Origin of the sequence: Chryseobacterium sp. StRB126, assembly GCF_000829375.1 — a bacterium.
GTDB lineage: Bacteria > Bacteroidota > Bacteroidia > Flavobacteriales > Weeksellaceae > Chryseobacterium.
In genome coordinates this window covers 2,879,725-2,897,521 of sequence record NZ_AP014624.1, presented here as the reverse complement: position 1 = coordinate 2,897,521, position 17,797 = coordinate 2,879,725, and the positions used below count along the sequence as shown (strand labels likewise).

The following is a 17,797-nucleotide window of genomic DNA, read 5'->3' as shown; positions in this document are numbered from 1 at the left end:
AAAACTTTCATGATACGTTGAATATTAACTCAATTTTTTTAATACTTTTTTATTCGAGGAGCTGTTTCCTGCTATCCGCTCATACTCCTCGCTCCTTCCTTTTTCCACCGCCTGCTGTGGGGTAACCGCTGCTATCAGGGCTAATGATTCTTACCAAACTCCCCTGAACGGGGTTTCAAAACCTGTTAAGGGTAAAGACTACGACCTCTTAAAAAATAAAACCTAACAGGTTTCAAAAAACTGTTAGGTTGGTATAATTTAAAAAGTAATAAATATTCTTTCTTTATTTCTTAATAAATTGCTGAGAATAATCATCCAGCCTTAAGATGTATGTTCCTGTAGGAATTCCCTGTACAGAAATCTCTTTCTTGTTTCTGAACGGATCTTTCTCTGTATAAATTACTTTTCCGGAAAGATCAATAATTTGAGCTGTTTTTATCTTTTCATTATCTCCACTCACAAAAAAGTTGTCGTATACAGGATTTGGATATATTTTCAGCGATTTATCCGTAGAAGTGATAAGTTCTTCTGAAGTTGACAAAGTTCCGCCAAGATTCTGACAGTAATCCACTGGATATACAGTCCATTCATTAATATTAAAAGTATTCGTAGGTTGACTAACCGAAGCCTTTCTATATAAAGAAACATCCTTTAAAGCTGTAGAATTATTTTGTCCTGTAACACCCAATGCATCTACTGTGGTAGACTTGTATCTTAATTCAAGATAATTGTATCCATAAAACGTCATTTGAGGAGCTGCAGTTATAAATTTCGCCTGATCTTTGGTAAAACATGAGAAAGTAGCAGAGGGGTTCAAAACTACAAATGTTTCATTATTTTGAATAGTACCTTCCATTTCAAATGGAGCTGGAAAATAAAGGCTATTATTTTGTCCCTGTAATTGAATTGATAATCTGTAATTATTCAAATCTACAGGGTGTCCTGTTTTATTGGTGATTTCAAGAGCTCTGTTCTCATTGGTTGATCCTTCCAGATATTTTGAAATAAAAAGATCCTTAGCATAATTGTCTGTAGCCAGCGTTGTTAGAGATATTTGGTTACTATCTGTAGATTGAAGGTATCCATTATCATATGCTTTTACAGTATAGTTATAGGTTGTAGAAGGTGTAAGATGATCTATACTGATAGACGTACCTTTTGTGGATGCTACTAAAGTGCCATTCTGATACACTTTATAGCCTAAAACATCAGCATCAGCACTTGGAGTCCAGCTTAAGGTTGTAAAATAGGCACTCGTTTGTGTAGAAGTAAGATTGGAAGGTGCCTGAGGAGCAATAGCATCCAGTGTTTGGCTCCAGATAGCATTTACCCATCCCGGATTATCTATAAAAGGGTTTCTGTTTTTCTGAAGAGCATACACGGCATTATTCCTATTGGTTTCTCTTGGAGAAACAGGATCCTGTTGATGCCACTGAATTAACATAGCAAGATAGGCTGGTTCAATCGCTCTTTCTTCGGTTCCGTCAAAAGGATTGGTATCTGAAGCAGGATTAGCATTAGCTGTGTATTTAAATGTTCCTAATTTTCCTTCATATCTTAAAGCAAAATATAATATGGATCTTGCTACATCACCTTTAAATTCATCAATAGGTTCATATACATATCCTGTATAAGGAAGGTTAGGAATAGCGCTCTTTCCTATTTTAGATGTATTGGTAAATGTAGCCAGAATGTTAGCAGGAACTGTGCTGGAAATCCCATAAGGATAATTACTCCTTAACTGGTTAATTTTAGCATCAGCAGGAATCACATAGAACAGATCCGAATACATTGGATAGTCACTGTAAAATGTACTTTGGGGCATCATATGCTCTCTGTTGTATCCTGAGCCTTCCGCACTTCCCCCACCTAATTGACTGCTAGTATATTCATAAGCGTCCGGTCCATCCGGTATTTCAGAATAGATATCTAAAAGAATAGTTGTGTTATTAGCTGGAGTATGGCCATCATAGTATACATCAAGGTCTGTTTGATTATAAAGATTGGGAAGATGAGTCGTATAATGCCAACTAATAGCCTTTTCAGAGATAATATCATGAAGCTTAGATTTCAGGGCATAGCCGGTTAATCCGATAGTACCGTTATAATATCCGGCAGGAGCCTGCGCAGAAATATAAGTGGAAATCAAAATAATAGGAAGTAGAATTTTTTTCATACCTTAAAAATTGGGGGACTAAATTAGTAAAATAAAATACGCAAAAGATTGAATATTTTATTAAGAATACATTAATTCTCAAAATATAAAAAATTGGAAATTAAAATATTGGCCATGATAATATTATGGATGTAATAATTTTTTTTAGCATTCCGTCAATTTGGTTATCTTTGGGAACTAACTATTATCAATATGAATACAGAGACAATTGACAACATCAAAATGATAGCGGAGACAGCTAGAGAATTTGCAGAGAAGAATATCCGACCGAATATTATGGAGTGGGATGAAAGCCAAACTTTCCCAAAAGACTTATTCCACCAACTGGGAGAAATGGGTTTTATGGGAATTGTAATTCCTGAGCAATACGGCGGTTCCGGTTTAGGGTATCACGAATATGTCACTATCCTTGATGAAATTTCTCAGGTAGACCCATCTATCGGGCTTTCTGTAGCAGCGCACAACTCTCTTTGTACAAATCATATTTATGAGTTCGGAAATGAAGAACAGAGAAATAAATGGCTTCCTCAGTTGGCTTCCGGAAAAGTAATCGGAGCTTGGGGATTAACAGAACACAATACCGGTTCAGATTCAGGGGGAATGTCTACCACTGCAGTAAAAGATGGTGATGAGTGGATCATTAGTGGAGCTAAAAACTTTATTACTCACGCTATTTCAGGAGATATTGCTGTGGTAATGACCAGAACAGGTGAAAAAGGAGCTAAAAATAACTCTACTGCTTTTGTTTTGGAAAAAGGAATGCCCGGATTTACTTCAGGAAAAAAAGAGAATAAATTAGGAATGCGTGCTTCTGAAACCGCAGAATTAATTTTCGATAACGTACGTGTACCAGACTCTCACCGTTTAGGAGAAGTGGGTGAAGGTTTCAAACAGGCTATGAAAATTCTTGACGGTGGTAGAATTTCTATCGCGGCATTAAGTTTAGGAACAGGAAGAGGAGCTTATAAAGCAGCTTTAAAATATGCTAAAGAAAGACATCAGTTTGGAAAATCAATCTCTGAATTCCAGGCAATTAATTTTATGCTTGCTGATATGGCGACAGAAATTGATGCTGCAGAATTGCTGATTCAAAGAGCAGCAACGTTGAAAAATGCTAAACAGAAAATGACAAAAGAAGGAGCAATGGCAAAATTATATGCTTCTGAAGCTTGCGTAAGAATTGCCAACAATGCAGTACAGATCTTCGGAGGGTACGGATATACAAAGGACTTCCCTGCTGAGAAATTCTATAGAGATTCTAAGCTTTGTACTATTGGTGAAGGAACTTCTGAAATCCAGAGACTGGTGATTGGAAGAGATATTACAAAATAATTTTAACCCTCATACAAATGATTAAACAGGCACTTTTAGGTGAATTTTTGCACGAAGCCGAAAACACCAGAAAAATTTTAAAAGCAATCCCCGACAGCGCTTTAGACTGGAAACCATCTGAGAAAAACTGGACAACCGGCCAGCTGGCTTCTCATATTGCAGAAGTTTATAATTGGTACGCTCCTACCTTTAACCAGGATGTCTTTGACATGGAAAAATATCAGTATGATAAAGGTGATATTTCCAAAGCTGAAAATATTGTAGCAAAATTTGAAGAAAATGTAGCTAAAGCACAGAAGGTTTTGGAAGACTCGGATGAAAGCACTTATTTTAACGAATGGAAGATGGAAATGAATGGAAACACTCTTTTTCCTGCTTCACCAAGAATTCAGGTAGTAAGAGGCTTTCTTTATAATCATTTGTACCATCACAGAGGAGAGTTGGTTGTTTATTTAAGATCAACCGGAAATAAAGTTCCCGGACTTTATGGCCCTACTGCTGATGATAAAATGTAACTGAAAATCATTTTAATTGATAATAAATGACATGTGTAATTTACGCATGTCATTTTTTCATTTTGGGACAATGTTAAATTGAGTATATTTAATGTATTGCATAATATATTAAATGAATAGTCTAAAATTTTCTTAAAAATTTTTGTTTTTCGTAATATATTTTTTATTAATTTCGATATACCATAATAAAAACAAATATTTAATATGAAAAGACAATTAACCCTGCTTGGGATGCTTCTTATTACAGGAGTTTCATTCGCACAGACTGATCGCCTTTGGTCTCAGGAATTCTCAAAAACCTCTTCAGAGACCTTTGAAAACAAATTAGGAATCAGAAATCCTAGATTATTCAGTCTGAATATTAATGGTTTGAAAAACGCTTTAGCTAAAGCTCCGAAGAGGCTGGCAGCTGGCGAAAAATCAGAAGTCATCATTTCATTCCCGAACTCCGATGGCAGAATGGAAAACTTTAAAGTAAAAGAAAATTCCAACTTCACTCCTGAATTAGCTGCAAAATACCCTGACATCAAATCTTATGTAGGTCAGGGACTTGAAGATCCAAATTCAACAGTGTATTTCAGTGTTTCCCCACTAGGACTATCATCCATGGAAATTTATGGTGATAAATCGGCAGTATTCATTGAGCCTTATGCAAAGGATCTTTCTACGTATGTTGTTTACAAAAAATCGGACAAAAATGATGATCTTAGTAAATTTGAATGTACTGTAATAGATGTTGCTAAAAAAGGAGTATCTACAAATGTTGCAGCCAGACCTAATGCTGATGATGCTAAATTGAGAACATTCAGACTGGCATTATCCTGTACAGGAGAATATACTGCTTATTTTGGAGGAACAAAAGCACTGGCATTAGCCGCAATGAACACTACAATGACCCGCGTAAATGGTGTTTTTGAAAAAGATTTTGCAGCAAGAATGGTTCTTATCGCTAACAATGATGCGGTTATTTATACCAATGCTTCTACAGATCCTTATTCTGCTGCATCAGGAATGAGCAGCTGGAATTCCCAATTACAAAGTACACTAACTTCTGTTATTGGAGAAGCTAATTATGATATCGGACACTTATTTGGAGCTTCCGGAGGTGGTGGAAACGCAGGATGCATCGGATGTATTTGTACAAACGGTTCAAAAGGTAGCGGTTACACTTCCCCTGCTGATTCCATTCCATCAGGAGATAATTTCGACATCGATTATGTAGCTCATGAAATGGGCCATCAATTTGGAGGAAACCATACTTTCTCAATGAATAATGAAGGAACCGGAGCCAATATGGAACCTGGTTCAGGATCAACCATTATGGGATATGCCGGAATTACGGGCCAGGATATTCAGCCTCATTCTGATGCGTTTTTTCATGCAATCAGTATTCAACAAATCACCAATAATATTAAAGCTAAAACTTGCTCTGTCAATACCAATACAGGCAATGCTATTCCAACAGCTAATGCAGGTTTAGACTATACAATTCCAAAAGGAACCCCATTCGTATTAACAGGAACCGGTACTGATGCAGACGGTGATTCTTTAACTTATATCTGGGAACAGATGGATAATGCATCTTCTTCTCAAACGGGAGCAAGTTCTGCAGCAAGTGCAACAAAAGCTTCAGGGCCTAATTTCAGATCATGGGCACCAACTACGGTTCCTACAAGATATTTCCCAAGAATGGCATCTGTTTTAGCAGGCTCAACTACTACTGCAGGCACTGAAATTACGGTGGAAGCACTTTCTTCAGTAGCCAGAACATTAAACTTCAGGTTTACCGTTCGGGATAATAAGGCCGGAGGTTCAGGAAACAATTCTGATGATGCTGTCATTACAGTAAACAGTACTGCGGGACCTTTTGCAGTAACTTCTCAGAATTCAGCAACTACTTATACTGGTGGAAGCTCTCAAACCGTAACATGGGATGTGGCAGGAACTACTGCGAACAACGTAAACACTGCTAATGTAGATATTCTTTGGTCTACAGACAGCGGAAATACATGGTCTACTCTACTCTCTGCAACTCCTAATGATGGTTCACAGGCCGTAACCATTCCTAATGTTACTACCACAACAGGAAGAATTATGGTTAAAGGATCCAACCACATTTTCTTTGATGTAAATAATGCCAATATTTCTGTAAATGCGGGATCTGGAACACCTGATACGGTTGCTCCTACTGCGCCTACCCTTGCTGCTTCAGGAACTACTTCTACAAGTACAAACCTGTCTTGGTCAGGAGCCACAGATAATATTGGGGTTACAGGATATGATGTATATATGGGAGCTTCATTACTAGGCTCTACAGCTTCTACTACTTATACCATAACAAGTTTAACTCCATCCACTACTTACAGCTTCTCTGTGAAAGCTAAAGATGCAGCAGGTAATGCTTCTTCTTCAAGTAATACCGTGAATGTTACAACACTTGCAGGTGGTGGAACAGTTACTTACTGTTCAGCTTCAGCATCCAATACCGCTGATGAAAGAATTGGAAACGTAAAATTCGGTACTATCAATAATACATCCACAGGAACTGCTGGTTACGAAAACTTTACTTCTGTTTCTACCAATGTAACAAGAGGAACCGCTTATACACTTTCTATCACTCCGGTTTGGACTTCTACAAAGTACAGTGAAGCTTATGCAGTTTATATTGATTATAACGGAGATGGAGACTTTACAGACAGTGGTGAATTGGTATGGTCAAAAGCTGGTTCTACAACAAGTCCGGTTACGGGATCAGTTACTATTCCATCAACAGCTGCTCTTGGTTCAACAAGAATGAGAGTAATGATGAAATACAGCTCTATTCCGACTTCATCTTGTGAGGCTTATACCTATGGACAAGTTGAGGATTATACAGTGAATATTACATCTTCAGGAAGAGGAGAACTTTCTAATACGAAAGATCTGATGGCTGATATTAAACTATACCCTAACCCGGTAAAAGACATCATGCATATCTCCAATACCACATCTGAAGATTATAAAATCTTTGATATGGGTGGAAAAGTAGTTGACTCAGGAAAACTTCAAAGAGGATCTGTAAACGTAAGCAACTTGATTAAAGGAGCTTATATGATCCAGATTGGTGAAATTTCTAAACGATTTGTTAAAAACTAGTCACCATAAAAATTGTAACCGATGTGAAACTGCTCTATTTTTAGAGCAGTTTTTTTATGGTTTATATTCAATGAGTTGAATGTTTTCTTTAATTATTATTTTAAATTATTCTAAAGAAAAATAATATTTTAATAAAATTTTTATTAGTTTTGAATGATATAAAAAATTCACGGCAACATGAAAAAACAATTATTAATGATGGGGATGCTGGTATTATCTGGCGTTTCTTCCGCACAAACAGATCGTCTATGGTCTAGAAAATCTAAAGAAAGTTTATCCTCTGTTCATGAGAATATGAAAAATATAAATGATCCAAGAATTTTTCATCTGGACATTAATGGGCTGAAAAATGTGCTGGCAAGAACGCCTAAAAGAGCAACAGAAAAATCGTCGGTTATTATTTCTCTTCCTAATTCATCGGGGAAAATGGAACGTTTCACCGTAACGGAAAACTCAAATTTTGATCCTGAATTGGCTGCTAAATATCCGGATATTAAATCCTATATCGGCCAGGGATTAAAGGATAAAACATCAACGGTTTATTTCAGTATTTCTTCATTAGGTTTATCTTCCATGGAAATTTATGGTGATAAATCTGCTGTTTTTATTGAGCCATACACCAAAGACCTTTCCACTTATGCTGTTTATAAACGCTCTGACAGAAAAAATGACTTAAATAATTTTGAATGTAAAGTACTGGAATCTGCCCAAAAAGGAGCCTCTAACGTTATTACAGCCAAAAATGCTGATGATGCTGTTTTAAGAACATTCAGACTGGCACTTTCGTGTACAGGAGAATATGCAGCCTATTTTGGAGGAACAAAAGCTGATGCCCTGGCTGCTATGAATAATACATTGACACGCGTTAATGGTATTTTTGAGAATGACTTTGCAGCAAGAATGGTTTTGATCCCCAATAACGATGCTATTGTTTACACAGATGCCAATAATGATCCCTTTTCTACATCCTCGCAAATGAATAAATGGAATTTTGAACTGATGAATGATCTGAATTCAAAAATCGGGAATGCCAATTTTGATATTGGCCACTTATTCGGTGCTACAGGGGGTGGCGGAAATGCTGGGTGCATAGGTTGTTTATGCAGTGATGATATGTCAACATATGTTTATCAGGGTACTACTTATCCTGAAAATTATAAAGGCAGTGGATATACTTCTCCTTCTAATGGTATTCCTTCAGGGGATACCTTTGATATTGATTTTGTGGCCCACGAAATGGGACATCAGTTTGGAGGAAACCATACATGGTCAAATAGTACACAAGTAGGATTACAGCCTGTAGAGCCTGGCTCCGGATCTACAATTATGGGGTATGCGGGAATTACGCTTTATGATGTGCAGAAACATTCAGATCCGTTTTTTCATGCCCGCAGCATTGAACAAATCACAAATAATATTAAAACAAAAACATGTTCTGTCAATACGCCTACAGGAAACACCGTTCCTACAGCTAATGCCGGAGCAGATTATATAATCCCTCAAGGTACACCATTTGTACTGACAGGTACCGGAACTGATTCGGATGGAGATTCACTTACCTATATCTGGGAACAGATGGATCATGGAACATCTTCCCAAACAGGAAGTAATTCTGCGGCTACAGCTACCAAAACTGCGGGACCAACATTCAGATCATGGGTGCCAACAGTTTCTCCCATAAGATATTTTCCACAAATGGCAACTATTTTAAAAGGAGCTACAGAAACAATGGGACAAGAAATTAATGTTGAAGCATTATCTTCTGTTTCAAGGGATCTGAATTTCAGATTTACCGTTAGAGATAACAGATTAGGAGGAGCCGGAAATAATTCTGATGACGCTAAAATCACAGTGAATGCTCTTGCAGGGCCTTTCCTTATCACTTCTCAGAACAATACTCTATCTTATGTGGGTGGAAGCTCTCAAACCGTAACCTGGGATGTAGCAGGAACAACGGCTAATAATATCAATGCTGCTAATGTAGATATCCTTTGGTCAACCGATAATGGAGAAACCTGGACTACTCTACTGGCTGGAACGCCTAATGATGGTTCAGAAGCTGTGATCATTCCTAATGTTCCAACCCGTTCGGGGAGAATTATGGTGAAAGGAAGCAATCATATCTTTTTTGATGTTAATAATGCTGATATTTCTGTAACCACCAGCGAGTTATCTACTGCAGAAAATCAACTGGCAGGTTCAATAGAAATTAAATTGTATCCAAATCCGGTGAAGGATATTTTAACACTTTCAAATACCAGGTCAGAAAGATTTAAAATCTATGACATGTCCGGAAAACTGGTTATTGAAGACACTCTTCAAAACGGAACAGTGAATGTAAGCAACCTGGTAAAAGGAAATTATGTGATCCATATTGAAAAATTCTCAAAAATGTTTATTAAAAAATAGGACTTTTAAAATATAAATTAGAAAGGCTGCTCATATGAGTGGTCTTTTTTATTTGGATCTTTATTGATTTTGATATTTTATCATTTAAAATATTAATATTCATGTAATTAATTTTAATAATTATATTTTGTTGAAAATAATATTATATAATGTGAGATTTTTGGCTAATTTTATCACTCAATATTATTCTTTTATTGTACCGTTACCAGTTTGTATTTAGGGGAAGCTTTCAACAGCTTTCTAATACTGATTTATCCCGTTATTTTACTTCTTTATTTCCATGTGAGAAACAACGGAGTAGAAATCAAACGTTTTTATATTAAAGAAAAAAACGGTATAGCTATAAAAGATAATCATTCTATCCATACGCATTGGCATTGATCTGCATCCCTGATAATACCTATTTAAATTTCAAATAATTTTAATTTTTTTATATGAAACATTTATTTAAGTACTTCTTTATTTTGGCTATTGCCTCTTTTTCTATGGCCTGTAGCTCTGATGACAGAGAAGAAGAAATCGTTATCAAACCTAGCCCGGTTAAAATTGTATTTTACAAAGATGCTAATGATTTTGCAGCAACGTATGATCCAGACAACAAAGTAAACCCAACAATCAGAGCTCAGGCATTTGATTTATACAAGCAGGGAAGCTGGAAGGAATTGGAAAAACTATTCCAGGCTAATAACCTGAACAGTGGATGGCCCCCGGCAAACGGCGGATATAATATTGTGGATGATGTTGCTATACAGGCCGGACAAAAATATGACAGATACAGTGGTGCTGTAGGAAGTTATAATGGAACCGGAAATCCAACGTTAGGTGGAAACTTTACCAGCCCGATCATTAATGGGTATGTGTATACATTTGCCGAAAGAGCATTAAACCAGCCTGAAAATAAATATGATTTCTATTATCAGATAGATGTCCTTAATGCATTGCCTTTTAAATCTCAAACAGCAGATATTATTCCCTGGTTTAATCAGACTGGAAACGGAAAACAAACCATGTGGAAAATTCCTATTGATATTAATACCGGATATCCAAAAACTTGGAATAAATTAGCGGAAGAAGGGTATATAAAAATTACGATTAAAAAGAGCCCGAGTGGAAAATACCCTAACCTGGAAGGAACCGTTATTCAGAATTAAATTAAACCCAGATGTATTCAATATCAAAAAAAATAAAGATTGGCAATAAAGCTTTACTTCAAAAAGACAGATTCATCAATGATGAAACCATCCCGGCTGCAGTAGCCAAATTTACCTGCTGTGAATGTGGCCATGAAAACTCAGTTGAAATATCTCCTTATCAATCTGGATTTCCGATTTTTCAAATCTACCATGAAGACAAAGTACTATCAAAATCTGAATTATTAAAGAATCAGATGGTTACTGAAACTTCACAGAGAATGCAGCATTATGGAGAATTAACCGTTAATGAGCTGCCTACCTTATACTTCGGAACAAGCTGTATATCCTGCAATACAAATTATATTTGCCTATTTAGCTATGGCGAAAAACAGCCAAGCCTAGAAATATTAAATATCTCCGGAATCTGGGAATATCAGGAAGTTGAATAATTGAATATCATCAGCATATCTTAAACCAAAACCACAGCTATAGAGCCGTGGTTTTTTTGACTCTTAAACTAACCGTTCGAAAATTATATAGATAATATGCAAAACAAGTAAATAAGAGTTGATAATATAAATTTTAAACCACAAATTTCACGGATTAACACAGAGGATTATGAATAAGAATATTTTACAGACTGTTGGTAAGGTAAACATCTGTGAAAACCTGTGTCATCTGTGGTAAAAAAAACAATAATCATTCATCTAATGATTCTTATTTTTCATCCTACATTTCACCATTAACAAATCGTTTTCTATCTTTGTCATAAATAAAAAATTTCATGGATAAAATTGATAGTTTGAACCAAGTAGCAGAATTCCATACTACTTTCAAAGCCCCTATTCTAGACACCCCACAAATTCCTTCTCCGGAAAGATGCAATCTTAGAGTAGAACTTCTACAGGAAGAACTTAATGAACTGAAGCAAGCAATTGCAGATAATAATATTGTAGAAATTGCAGATGCTCTTTGTGATTTACAGTATGTTTTAAGTGGTGCTGTATTGGAATTCGGACTTGGCAACAAATTTGTAGAGCTATTCAACGAAGTTCAGCGTTCCAACATGTCGAAAGCTTGTGATAACGAAGAACAGGCTAATGAGACTGTTGAATTCTATAAAGAAAAAGACGTAGAATCTTTTTATGAGAAATCTGGTGAAAAGTTCAATGTCTACAGAAAAGCAGATCATAAAGTATTAAAAAACAAATACTACTCTCCTGCTGATCTAAAGTCAATTATTGAGAAATAGAATATGAAAAAATTTATTACAAATATTGTTACCGCTTCAAGTTTATTGTTAGCTACTCAGCAGCTTAGTGCTCAGAAAGTAGTGGTTAACCGTGAAGTCACCACTGAAAAAGATGGTAAGATGCTTCTGGGACATCAGTTGAAAGAACAGTTTTTAAAAGCTCCTTATGCCGATTGGTATGTAAAAGAACATGATGAATATGCTTTGGATCAAAAGGCGATTAGTGAACTGAAAAAAGAAAGACTGGCCTCTTATGATATTATCGTTTTTATGGGAACCTGGTGTGAAGACAGTCACAGAGATTTCCCAAGATTAACAAAAATATTGGAAGAAACAGGTTATCCGGAAGGAAAAATGACCATTATTGCGGTTAACCGTAAAAAAGAATCTCCTACAGGAGACGAATCTCTTTACAACATTCAGAAAGTTCCTACCATCATCGTGAAAAGATATGGAAAAGAAGTAGGAAGAATTATAGAAATGCCTACCAGTGGATATATTGAAAGAGATTTAGTTGAAATTCTGAAGAAGAATGACTCATCTGTAATTAAAGAAATTTTTAAATAGATTTGAGAAATTATAAAACAATTTTATCGTTTGTAGCCGGTGCCGGTGTTATGGTACTTCTGTTTTTTGGGCTTAAATCCTGTTTGAATCTTAGTAAGAAAACGGAAAAGTCAGATTATTATATCCTGACCAACCAGATTTCTAAAATGAATAAGATGGTTGTAATAGAACAGAATAACTCTACCATGCAGAAAACCAAAATGGGTTATGAATTCATGGGTAAAGAAGTTTCAAGTAACAGCATCATTACCTTTACAAAGACCAATGCTCAGGTTTCTTATGATCTGAATAAAATGAAGATTGAAGTAGATTCCATCAACAAAAAGCTGGTGATCACCGAACTTCCTGATGCAGATATTAAAATTACGCCTAGCGTTGAAATTCAGTCTTTGGATGATTCTTTTTTTAATAGAATTTCTGAAAAGGACATTAAAAATGTAACTGTAAAAGCTAAAGAAACGGCGATAAAATCTATAGATCAAAACCAGTTAAGAACCGAAGGACGTAAACAATTAATGGAAAATCTTGATAATATTTTTGTTTTGGCAAAAGCTTTGAATTATACTATAGAAGATAAGACCGGAAAGATCGGTATTCTTGGACTCTAAAAATAATTCAAGCAATGGACTCAAAAGGAAATAACAAAAAAAAGGAATCTGCTAACTCAGCAGAAACCAAAAGACAAAATCAGGATTTCAAAAATATTCCTGCGTCATCGGAAAAGGTTAATCCCCCTGAGATTAATAAAGAAGACATTCAGAAAGCTTCCAAAAACAAATCAGGAAAAACGGATAATACAAAAGAGTAGAATGAGTTGTTGAGATCCATTTTTCTAAAAAGGATTAAAACACTTCAGAAAATAAAAATCGAAAGGTTCTGTCTTATACGAGGCAGAACCTTTCTTCTAACTATCTATCTTAAGTGAACTTTAATCTAATTATACGATGGTTGATTTTCCGATCTTTATATTCTCAAAATTATAATAGGACTTTTCAGAATACTTAATATGATCTGCAATAAAGCCTCCCACTTCACTGGTAGAATAATATTGCTTTGTATTAAGATCAATCGTAACATATTTGTTTTCAATAGCGTGTTCTACAGACTGTCTAAGCTTGTTGGCTGCAGGTTGTAATCCGAGATGATCCAGCATCATGGCCACACTTAAAATGGAAGCTATAGGATTCGCAATTCCTTTTCCTTTTGCCTGTGGATATGAACCGTGGATAGGTTCAAACAATGCATTCTTCTCTCCTACTGACGCTGACGGAAGCAACCCGATAGACCCTCCAATCACACTTGCTTCATCGGAAATAATATCTCCGAACATGTTCTCCGTTAAAATAACATCAAACTGTTTCGGATTAAGGATTAATTGCATAGCAGCATTATCTACAAACATATAATCCAACTGTACATCCGGATATTCCGAAGCGATTTCCTGACAGATTTTTCTCCATAATCTGGAAGTATCCAATACATTGGCTTTATCAATTAATGTCAGTTTTTTATTTCTTTTCTGCGCTTCCTGGAATGCCATGTGGGCAATGGGAAGAATATCTTCCCTGCTGTATTGGCATACATCGTAAGCATAAGCTCCTTCAGGGTCTGTAAATTTTTCACCAAAATATATTCCACTTACCAGTTCTCTGAAAATCTGGATATCCGCACCTTCAATAATTTCTCTTTTAAGTGGGCTTTTTTCAATCAGAGAAGCATATGTTTTTAAAGGACGGATATTGGCGAATAATCCTAGTTCCTTACGAAGCTTCAACAAACCTTGCTCAGGCCTCACTTTAGCTTCAGGATTATTGTCAAATGCCGGATCTCCTATCGCTCCAAAAAGCACAGCATCTGATTCTTTACAAATCTTTAATGTTTCTTCCGGCAATGGGTCTCCAGTTTTAAAAATAGCTTCCGCACCAATCAGTCCATAATCGAATTGAAATTTGTATTGAAAAACTTCAGCAATCACATCCAAAATCTTAATGCTTTCACTGATAATTTCCGGTCCGATTCCATCTCCTGGAAGAACTGCGATTTTAAAATAATTGTTGTTCATTTGTTTTTTGTGTCTTTAGTTCAAATTCTGTAATCGCCTGTTTTTTGCTGATTAAAAAATCAATATCGTCATAGCCGTTCATAAGGCATATTTTTTTATAAGAATCAAGCTCAAAAGTTTCGGTGGTATCTTTAAAGCTGATGGATTGTAATTCCACATCAATCGCAATTTCATTATTCGGGTTTTCATTGATTCCTTCTAAAATTTCTTTTAAAAATTCCTCAGAAACCTTTACAGGAAGGAGACCATTATTTAAAGCATTTCCTTTAAAAATATCGGCAAAATAGCTTGAAACAATAACCTTAAATCCGAAATCTGTTAATGCCCAGGCAGCATGTTCACGGCTGCTTCCACATCCGAAGTTATTTCCTGCCACTAGAATTTCACCATTGAATTTAGGATTGTTCAGAACAAAATCAGGATTAGGCTCATTCGTATGAATGTTAAACCTCCAATCTCTGAACAGATTTTCTCCAAATCCTTTTCTATCAATACTTTTTAAAAATCTTGCCGGAATAATCTGATCTGTATCTATATTTTCTGCCGGCAATGGAACTGCAGTGGATTTTATGATAACTAATTTTTGCATGTTTTGTTTTTAATTTAAACTTTCAAAAGCTGAAATTCTGCCTTCTATAGCTGCTTTGGCAGCGGTAAGCGGACTTGCAAGGATGGTTCTTGCTCCCTGTCCCTGTCTTCCTTCAAAATTCCTGTTTGAAGTGGAAACACAATATTCTCCCTCAGGAATTTTATCATCATTCATGGCTAAACAAGCTGAGCATCCGGGCTGTCGGATCTGAAATCCTGCATCATTAAAGATTTTATCCAGTCCTTCTTCATAAATTTGTTTTACCACCTGCTGAGAGCCTGGAACAATCAAAGCTTTTACGGCTTCAGATTTACTTTTCCCTTTAATATATTGAGCAGCAGATCGGAAATCTTCAATTCTTGCATTCGTACAGCTTCCTATAAATACATAATTGATTGGTATGCTTGATGGAGTTTGCCCTGCTTCCAATCCCATATATTGTAAAGCTTTCGCTTCAGATTCGTTTTGTGGCGTTGGAATTGTTTCATGAATTGAAATTCCCATTCCCGGATTGGTTCCATAAGTAATCATTGGATAAATATCGGCCGCATCAAAGAACAGTTCTTTATCAAAAACAGCTTCGTCATCAGTTTTAAGGGTATTCCAATAGGCTACTTTCTCCTCCCATTCTTCTCCTGTTGGGGCAAACTTTCTTCCCTTCACGTATTCAAAAGTGGTTTCATCCGGAGCAATCATTCCTCCTCTGGCACCCATTTCAATACTCATATTGCAAACCGTCATTCTTCCTTCCATGGACATTTCTTCAAATACATTTCCGGCATATTCACAGAAATACCCTGTTCCGCCATCGGTTCCTATTTTTGAAATGATATAAAGGATAACATCTTTAGACTGAACATTTTCGTTAAGCTTACCACTCACGGTAATTCTCATTGATTTAGGTTTGTTAAGCAGCAGACACTGACTGGCAAAAACCTGAGCTACCTGGCTGGTTCCGATACCAAAGGCAATAGACCCAAAAGCCCCATGGGTGGATGTATGGCTGTCACCACAAACAATACTCATTCCCGGTTGTGTAATCCCAAGTTCAGGAGCAATGATGTGAACAATTCCCTGATACTGATGTCCTAAACCGAATAATTCAATATTGTTTTTCTGGCAATTTTCAGTCAATTGCTGAACCTGATTTCTTGATAATTCATCACGGATGGGTTTTTCCTGATGAAGGGTTGGAACATTATGATCGGCCGTAGCTACAATTTGTTCCGGTCTGAATATTTCCAGATTTCTGGATTCTAATTCGGCAAAAGCCTGTGGGCTGGTTACTTCATGAATCAGATGTTTATCAATATAGATTACCTGTGGCCCATCCGGAACAGTATCTACAACATGAGCGTCCCAAACTTTATCAAAAAGTGTCTTTTTATCGTTGTTCATTTTTACTTTATCTTGAATTAAATCAAACCCTCTATCCTATTTTTCTGCTGCATGTTTCCATGATCATTGCCAGATCTTCATTGCCTATTTCTTTCTTAAGGTCTGCTATTTTTAAGAATTCCTGATACAGATAATCCAGCTCTTCTTTAGTGACATCATGGCCAATATGTTTAAAACGGTAAGCTAATGCTGAACGTCCGCTTCTTGCTGTAAGAATGATGGATGATGCATTAACTCCTACTTCAGCAGGATCAATGATTTCATAGGTTTCTCTGTTTTTGATAACACCATCCTGATGGATTCCTGAACTGTGAGCAAATGCATTAGCGCCTACAATGGCTTTATTTGGCTGTACAGACATTCCCATCAGATCAGAAACCATATTGCTCATTTCATTTAACATTCTGGAGTTAACATCTGTATGCAGATTCAAGTGTTTGTGCTGTTTCAGAATCATGACGACTTCTTCCAGGGCTGTATTTCCTGCTCTTTCTCCTAATCCGTTAATTGTACATTCAATTTGGCGTGCTCCGTTAATAGCTCCGGAAATTGAATTGGCTGTAGCTAAACCTAAATCATTATGGCAATGGCAAGACAAAACGGCTTTTTCAATTCCTTTTACATTTTCTCTCAGATATTTAATTTTCTGACCATATTCTTCCGGCAAACAGTATCCTGTAGTATCAGGAATGTTTAGCACTGTAGCACCTGCTTTAATGACGGCTTCACATACCTGAGCCAGATAAGCATTATCTGTTCTTCCTGCATCTTCTGCGTAAAATTCTACATCTTCAACATAGTTTTTAGCATACCTTACTGCTTCTGCAGCGCGTTCTATAATATTCTCTCTGGTTGAGTTGAATTTGTATTTGATATGTGAATCAGAAGTTCCGATTCCCGTGTGAATTCTTGGTTTCTTTGCAAATTGTAAGGCTTCCGCAGCAGTGTCAATATCCTTTTTGTTAGCTCTTGTCAATCCGCATACCTTTGCATTTCTTACGAGTTTTGAAATTTCAGCAACAGATTCAAAATCTCCAGGACTGGAAATCGGAAATCCTGCTTCAATGATATCAACTCCCAGTTCATCAAGCTTTTCAGCAATAATCAGTTTCTGTTTTGTATTCAGTTTACAACCAGGAACCTGTTCCCCATCTCGTAGTGTGGTATCAAAAATTTCAATTTTTTCGGAATTCATAAATGAAGTTTTTTACTTAATTTTGATTCAAAAC

15 protein-coding genes are annotated in these 17,797 nt (G+C 36.2%); 10 read left to right on the top strand and 5 right to left on the bottom strand.

The genetic code is table 11. From position 1 onward, the window contains the following. Nucleotides 1-283: 283 nt before the first annotated feature. Complete coding sequence (locus CHSO_RS13100; protein WP_045496609.1) at nt 284-2,176, bottom strand: endonuclease; 1,893 nt, start codon at nt 2,174-2,176, stop codon at nt 284-286. Nucleotides 2,177-2,368: 192 nt separating this feature from the next. Here CHSO_RS13100 and CHSO_RS13095 point away from each other — a divergent pair, with 192 nt between their 5' ends. The 10 genes from CHSO_RS13095 to CHSO_RS13050 all read left to right on the top strand — a co-directional run bounded on the left by CHSO_RS13095 (nt 2,369) and on the right by CHSO_RS13050 (nt 13,327). Next, a complete protein-coding gene (locus CHSO_RS13095; RefSeq protein WP_045496607.1) occupies nt 2,369-3,508 on the top strand; it encodes an acyl-CoA dehydrogenase family protein in 1,140 nt (379 codons plus the stop codon). A gap of 17 nt (nt 3,509-3,525) precedes the next feature. Further along, entirely contained in the window at nt 3,526-4,023 is a 498-nt protein-coding gene (locus CHSO_RS13090; RefSeq protein WP_045496604.1) for a DinB family protein, read from the top strand. Nucleotides 4,024-4,227: 204 nt separating this feature from the next. Next, nucleotides 4,228-7,158 (top strand): reprolysin-like metallopeptidase, encoded by a 2,931-nt coding sequence (locus CHSO_RS13085; RefSeq protein ID WP_045496600.1) that lies wholly within the window; start codon nt 4,228-4,230, stop codon nt 7,156-7,158. A 177-nt stretch (nt 7,159-7,335) separates the two neighbouring features. After that, nucleotides 7,336-9,567 carry a zinc-dependent metalloprotease gene (locus tag CHSO_RS13080; RefSeq protein WP_045496597.1) on the top strand — a complete coding sequence of 744 codons (2,232 nt, stop codon included), beginning with the start codon at nt 7,336-7,338 and terminating at the stop codon, nt 9,565-9,567. A 434-nt stretch (nt 9,568-10,001) separates the two neighbouring features. Then, nucleotides 10,002-10,718, top strand: a complete 717-nt coding sequence (locus CHSO_RS13075; protein WP_045496594.1) for a glycohydrolase toxin TNT-related protein — start codon at nt 10,002-10,004, stop codon at nt 10,716-10,718. A gap of 11 nt (nt 10,719-10,729) precedes the next feature. Beyond that, complete coding sequence (locus CHSO_RS13070) at nt 10,730-11,149, top strand: hypothetical protein (RefSeq protein WP_045496591.1); 420 nt, start codon at nt 10,730-10,732, stop codon at nt 11,147-11,149. Nucleotides 11,150-11,484: 335 nt separating this feature from the next. After that, nucleotides 11,485-11,952 carry a nucleoside triphosphate pyrophosphohydrolase family protein gene (locus tag CHSO_RS13065; RefSeq protein WP_045496588.1) on the top strand — a complete coding sequence of 156 codons (468 nt, stop codon included), beginning with the start codon at nt 11,485-11,487 and terminating at the stop codon, nt 11,950-11,952. Nucleotides 11,953-11,955: 3 nt separating this feature from the next. Then, the gene (locus tag CHSO_RS13060) at nt 11,956-12,519 is read left to right on the top strand and encodes a thioredoxin family protein (RefSeq protein WP_045496585.1); all 564 of its coding nucleotides are present in this window, start codon (nt 11,956-11,958) and stop codon (nt 12,517-12,519) included. A 2-nt stretch (nt 12,520-12,521) separates the two neighbouring features. Next, complete coding sequence (locus tag CHSO_RS13055) at nt 12,522-13,127, top strand: DUF4230 domain-containing protein (protein WP_045496581.1); 606 nt, start codon at nt 12,522-12,524, stop codon at nt 13,125-13,127. Between the two features lie 14 nt (nt 13,128-13,141). After that, nucleotides 13,142-13,327 carry a hypothetical protein gene (locus tag CHSO_RS13050; protein ID WP_045496578.1) on the top strand — a complete coding sequence of 62 codons (186 nt, stop codon included), beginning with the start codon at nt 13,142-13,144 and terminating at the stop codon, nt 13,325-13,327. Nucleotides 13,328-13,456: 129 nt separating this feature from the next. Here the strand turns inward: CHSO_RS13050 and leuB are convergent, their stop codons facing one another. From leuB to CHSO_RS13030, 4 genes are read right to left on the bottom strand one after another with little or no spacing between them, the layout of a single operon-like run. Continuing rightward, entirely contained in the window at nt 13,457-14,581 is a 1,125-nt protein-coding gene (leuB, locus tag CHSO_RS13045; protein ID WP_045496574.1) for a 3-isopropylmalate dehydrogenase, read from the bottom strand. Further along, nucleotides 14,562-15,170 carry a 3-isopropylmalate dehydratase small subunit gene (leuD, locus tag CHSO_RS13040; protein WP_045496571.1) on the bottom strand — a complete coding sequence of 203 codons (609 nt, stop codon included), beginning with the start codon at nt 15,168-15,170 and terminating at the stop codon, nt 14,562-14,564. The genes leuB and leuD overlap by 20 nt, the downstream gene beginning before the upstream one ends. Nucleotides 15,171-15,179: 9 nt before the next feature. After that, on the bottom strand, nt 15,180-16,568 hold the full coding sequence (gene leuC / locus CHSO_RS13035; protein WP_045496568.1) for a 3-isopropylmalate dehydratase large subunit: 1,389 nt from the start codon (nt 16,566-16,568) through the stop codon (nt 15,180-15,182). A gap of 31 nt (nt 16,569-16,599) precedes the next feature. Then, nucleotides 16,600-17,763, bottom strand: a complete 1,164-nt coding sequence (locus tag CHSO_RS13030) for a 2-isopropylmalate synthase (RefSeq protein ID WP_084220985.1) — start codon at nt 17,761-17,763, stop codon at nt 16,600-16,602. Nucleotides 17,764-17,797: the final 34 nt, after the last annotated feature.

Coding starts and splice junctions, on each gene's coding strand:
- CHSO_RS13085 (WP_045496600.1), top strand. CDS start 4,228: ATGAAAAGACAATTAACCCTGCTTGGGATGCTTCTTATTACAGGAGTT.
- CHSO_RS13065 (WP_045496588.1), top strand. CDS start 11,485: ATGGATAAAATTGATAGTTTGAACCAAGTAGCAGAATTCCATACTACT.
- leuB (WP_045496574.1), bottom strand. CDS start 14,581: ATGAACAACAATTATTTTAAAATCGCAGTTCTTCCAGGAGATGGAATC.
- leuC (WP_045496568.1), bottom strand. CDS start 16,568: ATGAACAACGATAAAAAGACACTTTTTGATAAAGTTTGGGACGCTCAT.
- CHSO_RS13100 (WP_045496609.1), bottom strand. CDS start 2,176: ATGAAAAAAATTCTACTTCCTATTATTTTGATTTCCACTTATATTTCT.
- CHSO_RS13070 (WP_045496591.1), top strand. CDS start 10,730: ATGTATTCAATATCAAAAAAAATAAAGATTGGCAATAAAGCTTTACTT.
- CHSO_RS13080 (WP_045496597.1), top strand. CDS start 7,336: ATGAAAAAACAATTATTAATGATGGGGATGCTGGTATTATCTGGCGTT.
- CHSO_RS13095 (WP_045496607.1), top strand. CDS start 2,369: ATGAATACAGAGACAATTGACAACATCAAAATGATAGCGGAGACAGCT.
- CHSO_RS13075 (WP_045496594.1), top strand. CDS start 10,002: ATGAAACATTTATTTAAGTACTTCTTTATTTTGGCTATTGCCTCTTTT.
- CHSO_RS13090 (WP_045496604.1), top strand. CDS start 3,526: ATGATTAAACAGGCACTTTTAGGTGAATTTTTGCACGAAGCCGAAAAC.
- leuD (WP_045496571.1), bottom strand. CDS start 15,170: ATGCAAAAATTAGTTATCATAAAATCCACTGCAGTTCCATTGCCGGCA.
- CHSO_RS13030 (WP_084220985.1), bottom strand. CDS start 17,763: ATGAATTCCGAAAAAATTGAAATTTTTGATACCACACTACGAGATGGG.
- CHSO_RS13060 (WP_045496585.1), top strand. CDS start 11,956: ATGAAAAAATTTATTACAAATATTGTTACCGCTTCAAGTTTATTGTTA.
- CHSO_RS13050 (WP_045496578.1), top strand. CDS start 13,142: ATGGACTCAAAAGGAAATAACAAAAAAAAGGAATCTGCTAACTCAGCA.